General features: G+C 73.1%; 10 protein-coding genes and 1 riboswitch. Of the genes, 4 read left to right on the top strand and 6 right to left on the bottom strand.

Annotated elements, in window-relative coordinates; genetic code table 11:
- Positions 1–33 precede the first annotated feature (33 nt).
- The gene (locus ACH4TP_RS34360; protein WP_398440137.1) at positions 34–2,976 is read right to left on the bottom strand and encodes a GNAT family N-acetyltransferase; all 2,943 of its coding nucleotides are present in this window, start codon (positions 2,974–2,976) and stop codon (positions 34–36) included.
- 207 nt (positions 2,977–3,183) lie between these two features.
- On the opposite strand from ACH4TP_RS34360, the gene ACH4TP_RS34355 reads away from it, so the two are divergent.
- Positions 3,184–3,465 carry an HPr family phosphocarrier protein gene (locus ACH4TP_RS34355; protein WP_015036698.1) on the top strand — a complete coding sequence of 94 codons (282 nt, stop codon included), beginning with the start codon at positions 3,184–3,186 and terminating at the stop codon, positions 3,463–3,465.
- Positions 3,466–3,628: 163 nt separating this feature from the next.
- On the opposite strand, the gene ACH4TP_RS34350 is transcribed toward ACH4TP_RS34355, so the two are convergent.
- From ACH4TP_RS34350 to ACH4TP_RS34335, 4 genes are all read right to left on the bottom strand, one after another.
- Positions 3,629–4,312: a GntR family transcriptional regulator gene (locus ACH4TP_RS34350; RefSeq protein WP_389236717.1), complete on the bottom strand. Its 684-nt coding sequence runs from the start codon at positions 4,310–4,312 to the stop codon at positions 3,629–3,631.
- A 195-nt stretch (positions 4,313–4,507) separates the two neighbouring features.
- Positions 4,508–5,278, bottom strand: coding sequence for a M23 family metallopeptidase (locus tag ACH4TP_RS34345; RefSeq protein WP_398440136.1), 771 nt, complete (start codon positions 5,276–5,278; stop codon positions 4,508–4,510).
- 12 nt (positions 5,279–5,290) lie between these two features.
- A riboswitch (cyclic di-AMP (ydaO/yuaA leader) is annotated at positions 5,291–5,456 on the bottom strand.
- A gap of 200 nt (positions 5,457–5,656) precedes the next feature.
- A complete protein-coding gene (locus ACH4TP_RS34340; protein ID WP_389236751.1) occupies positions 5,657–7,024 on the bottom strand; it encodes a M16 family metallopeptidase in 1,368 nt (455 codons plus the stop codon).
- Between the two features lie 26 nt (positions 7,025–7,050).
- Positions 7,051–8,409 carry a M16 family metallopeptidase gene (locus ACH4TP_RS34335; protein WP_389236713.1) on the bottom strand — a complete coding sequence of 453 codons (1,359 nt, stop codon included), beginning with the start codon at positions 8,407–8,409 and terminating at the stop codon, positions 7,051–7,053.
- A 181-nt stretch (positions 8,410–8,590) separates the two neighbouring features.
- Between ACH4TP_RS34335 and ACH4TP_RS34330 the strand changes: the two genes are divergently transcribed.
- Complete coding sequence (locus ACH4TP_RS34330; protein ID WP_389236711.1) at positions 8,591–11,050, top strand: DNA topoisomerase (ATP-hydrolyzing) subunit A; 2,460 nt, start codon at positions 8,591–8,593, stop codon at positions 11,048–11,050.
- On the opposite strand, the gene ACH4TP_RS34325 is transcribed toward ACH4TP_RS34330, so the two are convergent.
- Positions 11,047–12,099: a CobW family GTP-binding protein gene (locus tag ACH4TP_RS34325; protein WP_398190797.1), complete on the bottom strand. Its 1,053-nt coding sequence runs from the start codon at positions 12,097–12,099 to the stop codon at positions 11,047–11,049. The two genes, ACH4TP_RS34330 and ACH4TP_RS34325, sit on opposite strands and share 4 nt — an antisense overlap.
- Positions 12,100–12,263: 164 nt before the next feature.
- Here ACH4TP_RS34325 and ACH4TP_RS34320 point away from each other — a divergent pair, with 164 nt between their 5' ends.
- Both ACH4TP_RS34320 and ACH4TP_RS34315 read left to right on the top strand, forming a co-directional pair.
- Positions 12,264–13,913, top strand: a complete 1,650-nt coding sequence (locus tag ACH4TP_RS34320) for an ATP-binding protein (protein WP_398440135.1) — start codon at positions 12,264–12,266, stop codon at positions 13,911–13,913.
- Entirely contained in the window at positions 13,910–14,605 is a 696-nt protein-coding gene (locus ACH4TP_RS34315; protein ID WP_389236705.1) for a response regulator, read from the top strand. Before ACH4TP_RS34320 ends, ACH4TP_RS34315 begins: the two co-directional genes overlap by 4 nt.
- The last annotated feature ends 6 nt before the right edge of the window (positions 14,606–14,611 follow it).

The raw sequence follows: 14,611 nt of genomic DNA, 5'->3' as shown, positions 1-14,611 counted from the left end.
TCCTACGGGGCCGAGGGGCCCGCTCGGGCCCCGTCAGTAGCGGGGCAGGCTCCGGGGGCCGAGGTCGGTGCGGGGCGCGGGCGGGGCCAGCCGGACGGTCGCGCCGAGGACCGAGAGTCCGCGGGGTGCCACGACCACCGGCTCCAGGGAGACCGCGACCACCTCGGGGTGGTCGTCGACGAGCCGGGAGACCCGCAGCAGGAGTTCCTCCAGGGCCGGGGTGTCCACCGGGGCGGAGCCCCGCCAGCCGAAGAGCAGCGGGGCCGTGCGGAGGGAGCGGACGAGTTCGGCGGCGTCCCGGTCGGTGGCCGGAACCAGCCGGTGGGCCGTGTCGCCGAGCAGTTCGGAGGCCGCGCCCGAGAGGCCGAAGGAGAGGACGGCGCCCACGGCCGGATCGATCGCGGAGCGGACGACGGTGTCGACGCCCCTCGGCACCATCGCCTGGACGACCGGCTGGAGCTCCTCCGGCTTGCCGAGGACCTCGGTCAGCTCCGCGTACGCCGTGCGGAGCTGCTCCTCGGTCGCCAGGTCCAGCCGGACGCCCCCGAGGTCGGGTCGGTGCCGGAGGTGCGGCGCGGTCGCCTTGAGCGCGACGGGGTAGCCGAGCCGGGCGGCGACCGCGACGGCGGCGTCGGGGGTGGGCGCGGGGAGGGTGGGCCGGACGGCGATCCCGTACCGGGCGAGCAGCGCCCCGGCCTCCTCGGTGTCGAGGGTCACACCGCGGGCGTCGACGCCCTCGCCGCCGAGGACCCCTTCGATGAGCGCGGCGGCCCCGGCCTCGTCGATGTCCTCGTACTCGGGCACCCGCCCGGGCTCGGCGGCCTGCCGCCGCCACTGCCCGTACCGCACGGCCTCGGCCAGCGCCCGTACGGCCCGCTCGGCGGCGGGGTAGGCGGGGATGGTGGCCTGCTGGGCGGGGACTTGCTGTCCGGCGGCCTGCTCTCCGGGGGCTTGCTCTCCGGGGGGCGTGGCCTGTTGTACGGGGGCGGCCGGCTGCGGGGGCGGGGCGGTCTGCGCGGGGGCGGCTCCGGCGGAACGGTTCTCCCGGGAGGCGGTGCCGCGCCCCGCCGCGGCCGGCCGGGTGCTCGTCGCCACCGCCAGGGCCTCCGCGAGGCCGCCCATCTCCACGTGGACGACGACGACCGGCTTCGGCGCGGGGGCGGAGGCGACGGCCTCGCGGAGGGCGGCCGCGAGCACCTCGCCGTCGCCGAACTCGGTGGCCCCGTCCTCGCCGACCCAGGGGATCGCGGTGACGACCACCGCGTCGGCGGTCTCGTCCGCCAGCGCCGCCGCCAGCGCGTCCCGGAAGTCCGCCGGGACCGCCGCCGTCGTCAGGTCGAGCGGCCGCGTCGGGCGCAGCCCCTCGGTCAGGCAGGCGTCGTACGTGAGGAGGCCGAGCGACTCGGAGTTGCCGAGGATCGCGACCCGGGGTCCGGCCGGCAGCGGCTGGGCGGCCAGGAGCAGTCCGGCGTCGACGAGCTCGGTGACGGTGTCGACGCGGATCACCCCGGCCTGGCGGAGCAGCGCGGAGACCGTGGCATGCGGGATGCGGGTGACCGGCACCCGGTGGCCGGGCGGGGCGCTGCCGCTGTGCCGGGCGCCCTTGACGACCACGACGGGCTTGACGGCGGCGGTGCGGCGGGCGAGCCGGGTGAACTTCCGGGGGTTGCCGATCGACTCCAGGTAGAGGAGGACGACGTCGGTGCCGGGGTCGTCGTACCAGTGCTGGAGGAAGTCGTTGCCGGAGACGTCGGCGCGGTTGCCGGCCGAGATGAAGGAGGAGAGTCCGGCGCCCCGCCGGTGCAGCCCGGCGAGCAGGGCGATCCCGATGGCGCCGGACTGGGTGAAGAGCCCGATGCGCCCGGCGGCCGGCATCTGCGGCGCGAGCGAGGCGTTGAGCCGGACGTCGTCGGCGGTGTTGATGATGCCGAAGGCGTTGGGGCCGATGATCCTCATGCCGTACGAGCGGGCCTGCCGTACGAGCTCGCGCTGGCGCTCGCGGCCGGCGGCGCCGCTCTCGGCGTATCCGGCGGAGAGCACGACGAGGCCGCGCACCCCGTGCTCGCCGCAGTCCGCGACGGCCTCGGGCACGCGTTCGGCGGGGACGGCGACGATCGCCAGGTCCACGGGTTCGCCGATGGCGCCGACGGAGGGGTGGGCGGGGACGCCGTCGAGCTCGGTCTCTCCGGTGAGCGCGGCGTTCACCGCGTACACCCGTCCCGTGAAGCCGGCGCCGAGGAGGTTGCGGAGCACGGTCCGGCCGACGCCGCCCGGGGTGCGCCCGGTGCCGACGACGGCGACGGAACCGGGGGTGAGGAGCCGCTGCACGGAGCGCGCCTCGGCCCGCTGCTCCCGGGCCCGCTGGACGGCGAGGGAGCGGTCGGTCGGTTCGAGGTCGAGGTGGAGCCGTACGGAGCCGTCCTCGAAACTGCGCTTCTGGGTGTAGCCCGCGTCGGTGAAGACCTTGATCATCTTGGTGTTGGCGGGGAGCACCTCGGCGGCGAAGCGCCGGATGTCCCGCTCCCGCGCGACCGCCGCGATGTGTTCGAGGAGGGCGGAGGCGACGCCGCGCCCCTGGTGCGCGTCCTGGACGAGGAAGGCGACCTCGGCCTCGTCGGCGGGGGCCGAGGCGGGCAGCCCGCGGGCGTCGATGCGGTCGTAGCGCACGGTGGCGATGAACTCGCCGCCGACGGTCGCCGCGAGCCCGACCCGGTCCACGAAGTCGTGGTGGGTGAAGCGGTGGACGTCCTTGGCGGACAGGCGCGGGTAGGGGGCGAAGAAGCGGTAGTACTTCGACTCGTCCGAGACCTGCTCGTAGAAGCTGACGAGCCGGTCCGCGTCGTCGGCGGTGATGGGCCTGATGCGCGCGGTGCCGCCGTCGCGGAGCACCACGTCCGCCTCCCAGTGGTCGGGGTAGGCGTGCTCCGGCGGGGCCGGTGGTTCCGCCGCTTCCGACTGCTCCGACGCGCTCTGCATGGGGTCAGCCTACGGCCGCGACACGACGGCGGCACCGGTCGCGTGGCGGGGGTGCGCGGGGCAAGGTGTTGCAAGCTGGGAAGGGCCGGCGGACGGTCCGGGCCGGGCCGAAGGGTGGTCCCGTCCGGGCCGGAGGTCGGCGCGAGCACCGCGCAACCCGTGAGAGACTGGTCTAGACAACCCGCTTGAGACTTGAAGGGCAACACCATGGCTGAGCGCCGCGTCAACGTCGGCTGGGCCGAGGGCCTGCACGCCCGCCCCGCGTCCATCTTCGTCCGTGCCGCCACGGCTTCCGGCGTGCCGGTGACGATCGCCAAGTCCGACGGCACCCCCGTGAACGCCGCCTCCATGCTCGCGGTGCTCGGCCTGGGCGCGCAGGGCGGCGAGGAGATCGTCCTCGCGTCCGAGGCCGACGGCGCCGAGGCCGCGCTCGACCGCCTGGCCAAGCTGGTCGCCGAGGGCCTGGACGAGCTCCCCGAGACCGTCTGATCCGGTCCCCCGCACGACGAATGGCCGTGGCCGCCGGAATTTTCGGCGGCCACGGCCATTCGCATGACACGGCCCCATTTCCGGGCAGCACATTCCGGGCAGCGCATTCCGGGCAGCACGAAAAACGCGGCCGAATGCCTATTCTTTGTATACGGTGGGCTTGTTAATTCCGGGCACTCGTCGTATTGACGGCGTGTTGCGAAAGGCTCACACGGCCGCGCTCCGGCCTTTTGAGCCGGTGCAGCGGCAGCGAGCGTTCCGCGTGCAGCGCGGTCAGCGCCCTCGCCCGCTCGGCGTCGCCGCGCGCCACGGCGTCCACGATCGCGCCGCGCTCGACCCAGGCCTCCACCGGTTCGGCGGGCTGCTCGACCACGTGCGTCCAGGCGATCTTGTGCCGCAGCTGGGTGAGCAGCGCCGTCAGGGCCGGGCTCCCGGAGGCCTGCGCGAGCGTCTCGTGGAACCAGCCGCCGAGCGAGCGCAGGTCCTCGCCCCGGCCGCGCCTGGCCCGCTCCTGCCCCAGCCTGACCAGGCCGCGCAGCACCTTGAGATGGGCCTCGGTACGCCGCTGGGCGGCCCGCGCGGCCCCCAGCGGTTCGAGCAGCGCCCACATGGCGAGCAGATCGCCCGCCTCCTGCTCGGTCGGCTCGGCGACATGGGCGCCCGCATGGCGGCGGGTGACGACGAAGCCCTCGGACTCCAGGGTGCGCAGCGCCTCGCGGACCGGGACGCGGGAGACCCCGTACCGGCGGGCGAGCTGCTCCTCGGTCAGCCGGCTGCCCCGCTCGTACACGCCGGAGACGATGTCGTCCCGGATCGCCGTGCATACCGAATGCGCGGGAATACGCATGTCCGACCTCCGCCTTGGTCCGCGCGAGTCAATTCGATCGGCGCCTGTTCTGCGCCCGATCTTCGACTCTATTGCAGCGGGCCGAAATTTCCGATGCCCCAGCGGATTCCATGGATATCTTTTGGCCAGCGAAAAGCCCCGGCTCAGTACGAGCCGGGGCTTTCGCGACGCGATCCGGAGCCGGTCCGGACGGGGTCAGACGTTGACGCCGCGGGAGCGGAGGTACGTGATCGGGTTGATGTCCGAGCCGTAGTCGGGGCTCGTGCGCGCCTCGAAGTGGAGGTGCGGGCCGGTGGAGTTGCCGCTCGAACCCGAGATGCCGATCTGCTGGCCCGGCTCGACGGTCTGGCCGACGTGGACCTCGATGGAGGAGAGGTGCCCGTACTGGGTGTACGTGCCGTCGTTCATCCGGATGACGATGTTGTTGCCGTACGCGCCGCCCCAGCCGGCCTCGACGACGGTGCCGGAGCCGACGGAGACGACCCGGGTGCCGTAGGCGGCGTGGAAGTCGATGCCGGAGTGCTGGCCGGAGGACCAGAGCGAGCCGCCGGTCTTGTAGCCGGTGGAGACGTACGAGCCGGCGACGGGGGCCTGGAAGGAGGCCAGGCGGCGGCGCTCGGCCTCACGGGCGGCGCGCTGGCGCTCCAGCCGGATCTCCTTGGCGCGGGCCTCGGCCTTGCGCTCCGCCTCGGCCTTGGCCTTCGCCTTGGCGATGGCCTCGACGGCCTCCTGCTCCTGGGCGGCGGCCTGGGCGTTGATCCGGTCGACGAGGGAGTCCTCGGTGATCACCTGGGTGAGACCGGTGTCCTCGGTGGAGCGGTGGTCCGTGTCGGCGGCGAGCGCCGGGGAGGCGAGGGTTCCGATGACGCCGGTGGTGGCCAGCGTCGCGGCGCCGGCGATGCCCACGCTGCGGCGCGCCATCCGGCTCGGAGCACGATGCTTCCCGGTGGCACGGGTGAACGCCATGAAGAGGCTGGTCCTTTCCTTCCCTCTCGCCTACCGGGTTAGCTGACGGGTTCGGAGCAGGAAGGTCTCCTACGAGCCCCTCCGTACGAGACGAAGGCGCCCGATTCACCCCAGGGACTGCGCGTGGGTCCCCGGCTCCCCAGGCTCGCGCCTGACGGGGACTCGGCGATGACTGTCCGATGCCGCGGTTGCGGCACGTGCAACTGACGAACAGCCGCCTCGACGCTATGCGGATCGTCTTTCAATCACCAACCAGACACGCTTTTTGTAAGACATGCCACAGGGCAAACGATCACCCTTGGTCTCAATACGGACAAAGCGGATGACCCCGACGAACTATGCCGTCGGGGTCCGCCTGTTGTCGCTTCGGGGCCGGAATCAGCCGGTCACGACGGTCACTTCACCGATGCCGAGCGCGCGCACCGGCTCCGCGATCTGCGCCGCATCGCCGACGAGGACGGTGACGAGCCGGTCCACCGGGAAGGCGCTGACCACGGCGGCCGTCGCCTCGACGGTGCCGGTCTCGGCCAGGCGCGCGTACAACTGGGCCTGGTAGTCGTCCGGGAGGTGCTGCTCCACCTGGTCGGCGAGCGTCCCGGCGACGGAGGCGGCGGTCTCGTACTTGAGGGGGGCCACGCCCACCAGGTTCTGCACGGCCGTCTCGCGCTCGGCGTCCGTCAGCCCCTCGGCGGCCAGCGTGCGCAGCACCTTCCACAGGTCCTCGAGCGCCGGGCCCGTGTTGGGGGTGTCGACGGATCCACTGATGGCGAGCATCGACGCGCCGTTCCCCCCGGCGTCCGAGCGGAGCACCTGGCCGAAGGCCCGCACGCCGTACGTGTAGCCCTTCTCCTCGCGCAGGACCCGGTCCAGGCGCGAGGTCAGGGTGCCGCCGAGGCAGTACGTGCCGAGGACCTGGGCCGGCCAGACGCGGTCGTGCCGGTCGGGGCCGATCCGGCCGATGAGCAGCTGCGTCTGCACGGCGCCGGGACGGTCCACGATGACGACCCGCCCGGTGTCGTCGGCGGTGATCGGCGGCATCGGGAGCGGCTCGGCCGGCTCACCGGTCCAGGCGCCCAGCGTCTCGGCGAGGACCTTGTCCAGGTCGACGCCGGTCAGGTCGCCGACGACCACGGCGGTGGCCGTGCCCGGCCGGACGTACGCCTCGTAGAAGGCGCGGACGGCGGCGGCGTCGATGCGCTCGACGGTCTCCTCGGTGCCCTGGCGCGGCCGGGACATCCGGGACTCGGCCGGGAACAGCTCCTTGGAGAGCTGCTTCGCGGCGCGGCGACCCGGGTTGGCCGTCTCGTGCGGGATCTCGTCGAGACGGTTGCGCACCAGGCGCTCGATCTCGGTGTCCAGGAACGCCGGGGCGATCAGGGCCTCGGAGAGCAGGCCGAGCGCCTTGGGCAGCCGGGAGACCGGGACCTCGAGGGAGACCCGTACGCCCGGGTGGTCGGCGTGCGCGTCGAGCGTGGCGCCGCAGCGCTCCAGCTCGGCCGCGAACTCCTCGGCGCTGTGCTGGTCGGTGCCCTCGGAGAGCGCGCGGGCCATGATGGTCGCGACGCCGTCGAGACCGGCGGGCTCGGCGTCCAGCGGGGCCGGCAGGAAGATCTCCACGGCGACGACCTGCTGGCCGGGGCGGTGGCTGGTGAGCACGGTCAGACCGTTGTCCAGCTTCCCGCGGTCCGGCGCCGGGAAGGCCCACGGCTTCGGGGCGCCCGGCTGGGGCTGCGGGTGGAAGTCCATGCTCGTCAAAGCCGCGGCAGCGTCGGTCACTGGTCCGCTCCTTCTTCGTCGTTTTCGCCGTCGGCGTCTTCGCTCTGTTCGGGGGCCACCGGCTCGTAGACGAGCACCGCGCGGTTGTCGGGGCGCAGCTTGGCCGCGGCGACCGCCCGCACCTCCTCGGCGGTGACGTCCAGGACGCGGTCGACGGCGGTCAGGGCGAGCTGCGGGTCGCCGAACAGCACGGCGAACCGGCACAGTTCGTCCGCGCGGCCCGCGACGGTGCCGAGCCGGTCCAGCCACTCGCGCTCCAACTGGGCCTGCGCGCGCTCCATCTCCTCGGGCGTGGGGCCCTCGGCGGCGAACCGGGCGAGCTCCTCGTCGACGGCCGCCTCGATCTGCGGGACCTCGACTCCCCCGGAGGTCTTGACGTCCAGCCAGCCCAGCGAGGGGGCCCCGGCGAGCCGCAGCAGGCCGAAGCCGGCGGCGACGGCCGTACGGTCGCGGCGGACCAGGCGGTTGTGCAGGCGGGAGGACTCCCCGCCGCCCAGCACCGTCAGGGCCAGGTCGGCGGCGTCGCACGCGCGCGTGCCGTCGTGCGGCAGGCGGTAGGCGGCCATCAGCGCACGGGCCGGGACCTCCTCCTCGACGACCTCGCGGAGCTGCTCGCCGATGACCTCGGGCAGCTCGCCGGAGCGCGGCTCGGGCTTGCCGTCGTGGGCGGGGATGGAGCCGAAGTACTTCTCGACCCAGGCGAGCGTCTGCACCGGGTCGATGTCGCCGACGACGGACAGCACGGCGTTGTTCGGGGCGTAGTACGTGCGGAAGAAGTTCCGCGCGTCCTCCAGGGTCGCCGCGTCCAGGTCGGCCATGGAGCCGATCGGCGTGTGGTGGTACGGGTGGCCCTCCGGGTACGCGAGGGCGGTCAGCTTCTCGAAGGCCGTGCCGTACGGCACGTTGTCGTAGCGCTGGCGGCGCTCGTTCTTGACGACGTCCCGCTGGTTCTCCATGGACTCGTCGTCCAGGGCCGCGAGCAGCGAGCCCATGCGGTCGGCCTCCAGCCAGAGCGCGAGCTCCAGCTGGTGCGTGGGCATGGTCTCGAAGTAGTTGGTGCGCTCGAAGCTCGTCGTGCCGTTGAGCGAGCCGCCGGCGCCCTGCACCAGCTCGAAGTGACCGTTCCCGTGGACCTGCTTCGAACCCTGGAACATCAGGTGCTCGAAGAGGTGGGCGAGGCCCGTGCGGCCCTTGACCTCGTGGCGCGAGCCGACGTCGTACCAGAGGCAGACCGCGGCGACCGGGGTCAGGTGGTCCTCGGAGAGCACCACCCGCAGGCCGTTCGCCAACCGGTGCTCGGTCGCTGTCAGGCCGCCGGAGCCGGCCTCGGCCGTGGCCGTGTGACCCATGGGCATGTACGTCCCTTCGATCGCGATGTGAAAAAGTCCTGCCACTGTATGCAAGCGCGCCGACACCTGGCGAAGTTCCCGACCCTTCGTGATGTCCCTCTTCCGGGTCGCGGTCGGCGTTGTCGGTGGCACGGTCCACAATGGTCCGCGTCAGATCAACCTTGTTGGTGAAGGAGCCGCAGCCGCGATGGCCCGCCGCAGCACGAAGACACCGCCGCCGGACGACGCGTACGAGGAGAGGATCCTCGACATCGACGTGGTCGACGAGATGCAGGGCTCCTTCCTCGAGTACGCGTACTCGGTGATCTACTCGCGTGCCCTCCCCGACGCCCGCGACGGCATGAAGCCCGTCCAGCGGCGCATCGTCTACCAGATGGGCGAGATGGGGCTCCGCCCCGACCGCGGCTTCGTCAAGTGCGCCCGTGTCGTCGGCGAGGTCATGGGCAAGCTCCACCCGCACGGCGACGCGTCGATCTACGACGCGATGGTCCGCATGGCACAGCCCTTCTCCATGCGCCTCCCGCTCGTCGACGGCCACGGAAACTTCGGTTCCCTGGGCAACGACGACCCGCCGGCCGCCATGCGGTACACCGAGTCGCGGATGGCCCCGGCCGCGCTGCTCATGACCGAGTCCATCGACGAGGACACGGTCGACTTCGCGCCGAACTACGACGGCCAGGAGCAGGAGCCGGTCGCGCTCCCCGCCGCCTACCCGAACCTGCTGGTCAACGGCGCGTCCGGGATCGCGGTCGGCATGGCGACGAACATGCCCCCGCACAACCTGGGCGAGGTCGTCGCGGCCGCCCGCCACCTGATCCGCTACCCCAACGCCGACCTCGAGGCGCTGATGCGCTTCGTGCCCGGCCCCGACCTGCCGACCGGCGGCCGGATCGTCGGCCTCTCCGGCATCAAGGACGCGTACGCGTCGGGCCGCGGCTCCTTCAAGATCCGCGCCACCGCGACCGTGGAGACCGTGACGGCCCGCCGCAAGGGCATCGTCGTGACCGAGCTGCCCTTCACGGTCGGCCCCGAGAAGGTCGTCTCCAAGATCAAGGACCTGGTCGGCTCCAAGAAGCTCCAGGGCATCGCGGACGTCAAGGACCTCACCGACCGCAGCCACGGCCTCCGCCTGGTCATCGAGATCAAGAACGGCTTCGTGCCGGAGGCGGTCCTGGAGCAGCTCTACAAGCTGACGCCGATGGAGGAGTCCTTCGGCATCAACAACGTGGCGCTGGTCGACGGACAGCCGCTCACCCTCGGCCTCAAGGAGCTCCTGGAGGTCTACCTCGACCACCGCTTCGAGGTGGTCCGGCGCCGCTCCGAGTTCCGCCGCACCAAGAAGCGCGACCGGCTCCACCTGGTCGAGGGCCTCCTCGTCGCCCTGCTCGACATCGACGAGGTCATCCGGCTCATCCGGGAGAGCGAGAACTCCGCCCAGGCGAAGGAGCGCCTGATGGAGCGCTTCTCGCTGAGCGAGATCCAGACGCAGTACATCCTGGACACCCCGCTGCGCCGCCTCACCAAGTTCGACCGCATCGAGCTGGAGACCGAGCGCGACCGCCTCAACGGCGAGATCGACGAGCTGACCGGGATCCTCGAGTCCGACACCGAGCTGCGCAAGCTGGTCTCGGCGGAGCTGGCCGCGGTCGCCAAGAAGTTCGCCACGGACCGGCGCACGGTCCTGCTGGAGTCGGCGGGCGCGCCCGTCGCGGCCGTGTCCCTGGAGGTCGCGGACGACCCCTGCCGGGTGCTGCTCTCCTCGACGGGCCTGCTGGCCCGTACGGCGACGGCGGAGCTGCCGCCGGTCGACCCGGACGCGGCGCGCGCCAAGCACGACGTGATCGTCTCGGCGGTGGCGGCCACCCAGCGCGGTGACGTCGGCGTCGTGACCTCGGCAGGCCGGCTGCTGCGGCTCGCGGTGATCGACCTGCCGCAGCTGCCGGACACCGCGAGCGCCCCGAACCTGGCGGGCGGCGCGCCCCTGGCGGAGTTCCTCTCCCTGGAGGCGGACGAGACGGTGGTCTGCCTGACCACCCTGGACGAGTCCTCGCCGGGCCTCGCCCTCGGCACGCTCCAGGGCGTGGTGAAGCGCGTGGTGCCGGACTATCCGGCGAACAAGGACGAGCTGGAGGTCATCACCCTCAGGGACGGTGACCGGATCGTCGGCGCGACGGAGCTGCGGACGGGCGAGGAGGACCTGGTCTTCATCACCTCCGACGCCCAGCTGCTGCGCTACCAGGCCTCGCAGGTGCGGCCCCAGGGCCGCCCGGCGGGCGGCATGGCGGGCATCAAGCTCACCGCGGGCGCCGAGGTCATCTCGTTCACGGCGGTGGACCCGGCGGCGGACGCCGTCGTCTTCACCGTCGCGGGCTCCACGGGCACCCTGGACTCCTCGGCGGGCACGTCGGCGAAGCTGACCCCCTTCGACCAGTACCCCCGCAAGGGCCGCGCGACGGGCGGTGTCCGCTGCCAGCGCTTCCTGAAGGGCGAGGACGTCCTGATCCTCGCCTGGGCCGGCGCCACCCCGGCCCGCGCCGCCCAGAAGACCGGCGCCCCGGTCGACCTGCCCGCCCCGGACCCCCGCCGCGACGGCTCGGGCACCCCGCTGCCCAAGCCGGTCGACGTGGTGGCGGGCCCGGCGAGCTAGGACTCGTCAGGCTCTTCCTCCGTCTGCCGCACGTACCGCAGGACGCCCCACATGCTGTGCTCGTCGGGGGCGTCCTGCGGGCCGTTCAGCTCGCAGGAGGCGAGCTCCTTGCGCAGTCCGGCCGCGTCGATGCCGGAGCCGATCAGCACGAGCTGGGTGAGGCGTTCCTCCCCGGCGGGCCAGGGCTCCGGGTAGAAGCGCAGGAAGCGGCCGACCGCATGCACGGTGTAGCGGTTGGCCGGGTCGGCGGGGCCGAGGTCGACGAAGCCCTTGATCCGGTAGAGGCCCTCGGGGCGCGAGTCGAGGAAGGCCATCAGGCGGCGCGGGTGCAGCGGCGTCGACGCCGTCACCGAGAGGCTCTCGTAGGCCGCGTGCGGATGGGCGTGGCCCTCGTCCTCGGAGCCGTACAGGATGTCCTCGATCGACATCTGGCCCTCGATCTCGCCCTCCGGCACGACCCGGTCGAAGAGCAGTTCCGGATCGACGCGCCCGTGCGAGGCCTCGACCACGGCGGCGCGCCCGGCGAGGCCGGCCACCGTCTCCCGTACGGCCCGCAGCTCGTCCTCGGCGACCCGGTCGGCCTTGTTGACGACGACGAGGTCGGCGAGGGAGAGGTGCCGGTCGGTCCCGGGGTGCCGCTGCCGGGTGGCCGCGAACTCGGCCGCGTCGACGACCTGCACCAGCCCTCCGTACACGACCCGCTCGTTCTCGCTGGCGAGCACCATGCGGACCAGCTCCTCCGGCTCCGCGAGCCCGCTCGCCTCGATCACGATCACGTCGAGCCGGGACTCGGGCCGGGTCAGGACCTCCAGGTACTCGTCGAGCTCTCCGGCGTCGACGGCGCAGCACAGGCAGCCGTTGCCGAGGGAGACGGTGGAGCCGACCTGGCCGGCGACGGTCATCGCGTCGATGCCGATGTCGCCGAAGTCGTTGACCATGACTCCGATACGGGTGCCCCGGGCGCTGCGCAGCAGATGGTTGAGGAGCGTGGTCTTCCCGGCCCCGAGAAACCCGGCCAGGACGACGACGGGGATCTGCTGCGTGCTCAAGGGACGTGCCTCCGGTTTCTCGGGTCCTACGGGTTCCTCTTCCGCGGGTCCCACGGGGTCCTCGGATCCCACGGGCGTGGGACCCGGCGTGGCAAACCCCCAGAATAGGCGCCCGTTCCCCCACCGTTTCCGGTCACGGCTCGCCGCCGTTTACCTTTTCGGGCATGAGCCCCGCACAGAGCAGCACCCCGCGCCCCCGCGCGCGCCGTCGCCGGTTCGGGTGGCCGCGGCGGGTGTTCTCACAGGTCCTGCTGATGCAGCTGGCCATCGCGGCCGGTGTGACCGTCCTCGCCACCGGCCTCTTCCTCGCCCCGCTGAGCGCCCAGCTCGACGACCAGGCCATGCGGCGGGCCCTGGCCATCGCCGGGACCACCGCCTCGCCCCGGCTCGCCACCGACCTCACCGGCAGCCGTCCGTTCGCGCGGGGCCCGGTGCAGACGGAGGCCGAGCGGATCAGGACCTCCACGGGCGCCGAGTACGTCGTGGTCATGGACACGCGCGGGGTGCGCTGGTCGCACACCGACCCCGCCCAGATCGGCCGGCTGGTCTCCACCGACCCGAGCACGGTCCTCGCCGGGCACGAGGTCATGGAGATCGACAGCGGCACCCTGGGCCGCTCGGCACGCGGCAAGGTGCCGCTGCGGGACGCCGACGGCCGGATCGTCGGCGCCGTCTCCGTCGGCATCGAGTACGACAGCGTCCGCGACCGGCTCCTCGCCGCCATCCCCGGCCTCCTCGCCTACGCGGGCGGCGCGCTCGCGGCCGGGGCGCTCGCCGCGTACCTGATCTCCCGGCGGCTCCAGCGGCAGACCCACGACCTGGCCTTCTCCGACATCTCCGCGCTGCTCGCCGAACGCGAGGCCATGCTGCACGGCATCCGGGAGGGCGTCGTCGCCCTCGACCGCAACGGCTCCGTACGGCTCATGAACGACGAGGCGCAGCGGCTCCTCGGCCTCGGCCCCGAGGCGGCGGGCCGGCCGCTCGACGAGGTCCTCGGCGGGGGCCGTACCGCCGACGTCCTCGCGGGCCGGGTCACCGGCGAGGACCTGCTCACCGTCCGGGGGCACCGGGTGCTGATCGCCAACCGGATGCCCACGGACGACGGGGGCGCCGTGGCGACCCTCCGCGACCGCACCGAGCTGGAGCGCCTCGGCCGCGAGCTCGACTCCACCCGGGGCCTGATCGACGCGCTCCGCGCCCAGGACCACGAGCACGCCAACCGGCTGCACACCCTCCTGGGACTCCTGGAGCTGGAGATGCACGAGGAGGCGGTCGAGTTCGTCACGGAGGTCGTCGGCGTGCACCGGGCCACCGCCGAGCAGGTCACGGAGAAGGTCCACGACCCGCTCCTCGCCGCACTCCTGGTCGGGAAGGCGACGGTCGCCGCCGAGCGTGGCGTCGCGCTGCGGCTCGCGTCCGGCTCCCTGCTGCCGGACCGGCTCGTCGACCCGCGCGAGCTGGTCACCGTCGTCGGCAACCTGGTCGACAACGCCCTGGACGCCGTCGCCGGAACCCCCGGCGCCGGTATCGAGGTCTCCTTCCACGCCGAGGGCCGTACGGTGGTGCTGCGGGTCTCCGACAGCGGCCCGGGCGTCCCGGAGGAGCGCCGTGAGCTGATCTTCACCGAGGGCTGGACGACGAAGGAGCTCCCGTCCCACGGCAAGCGCGGACTCGGCCTCGCCCTGGTGCGCCGGCTCGCCGAGCGCCGGGGCGGCACGGCCGGGGTGTCCGGCGGTGCCGAGGGCGGCGCCGTGTTCACGGTCGTCCTCCCGGACGCCCTGACCGACCCGGAGTCCCCCGAGGAGGCACGATGATCGACGTACTCGTGGTGGACGACGACCCGCTCGTCGCGCGGATCAACGCCGCCTACGTCGCCAAGGTGCCGGGCTTCCGGGTCGTCGCCACCGCCCACTCGACCGCCGAGGCGCTCGCCGCCCTGGACGGACAGCCGGTGGACCTGATCCTCCTGGACCACTACCTGCCCGACGAGAACGGCCTCGCGGCGGTACGGGAGCTCCGCGCGCGCGGCCACCAGTGCGACGTGATCATGGTGACGGCGGCCCGTGACGTGGCGACCGTGCAGTCGGCGATGCGGCACGGCGCACTGCAGTACCTGGTCAAGCCGTTCAACTTCGCCGGGCTCCGCGCCAGGCTGGAGGCGTACGCGACGCTCCGCCGCACCCTGGAGAGCGGCGGCGAGGCGGAGCAGGCCGAGGTGGACCGGATCTTCGGGGCCCTGTCGGCGGGGGCCGTCACCCCCGACCTGCCCAAGGGGCACTCCCCCACCACGGCCGAACTGGTCCGGCAGGTGCTGCTCGCGGCCGACGGCCCGCTGTCCGCTCAGGAGATCGCCGAGCGGGCCGGCGTCAGCCGCCAGACCGCACAGCGCTACCTCAAGCTCCTGGAACGCACCGGCCGCGTGCGCCTCTCCCTCCGGTACGGCGAGACGGGCCGCCCCGAGCACCGGTACGCCTGGGCGAGCTCACCGTCCACCGGCTCCGGCTGACGCCAC

The sequence above is a fragment of the Streptomyces sp. NPDC021012 genome (genome assembly GCF_044333355.1).
Classification (GTDB): Bacteria; Actinomycetota; Actinomycetes; order Streptomycetales; family Streptomycetaceae; genus Streptomyces.
The sequence above is the reverse complement of the archived record's forward strand: the minus strand, read 5'-3'. Positions and strand labels throughout refer to the sequence as shown.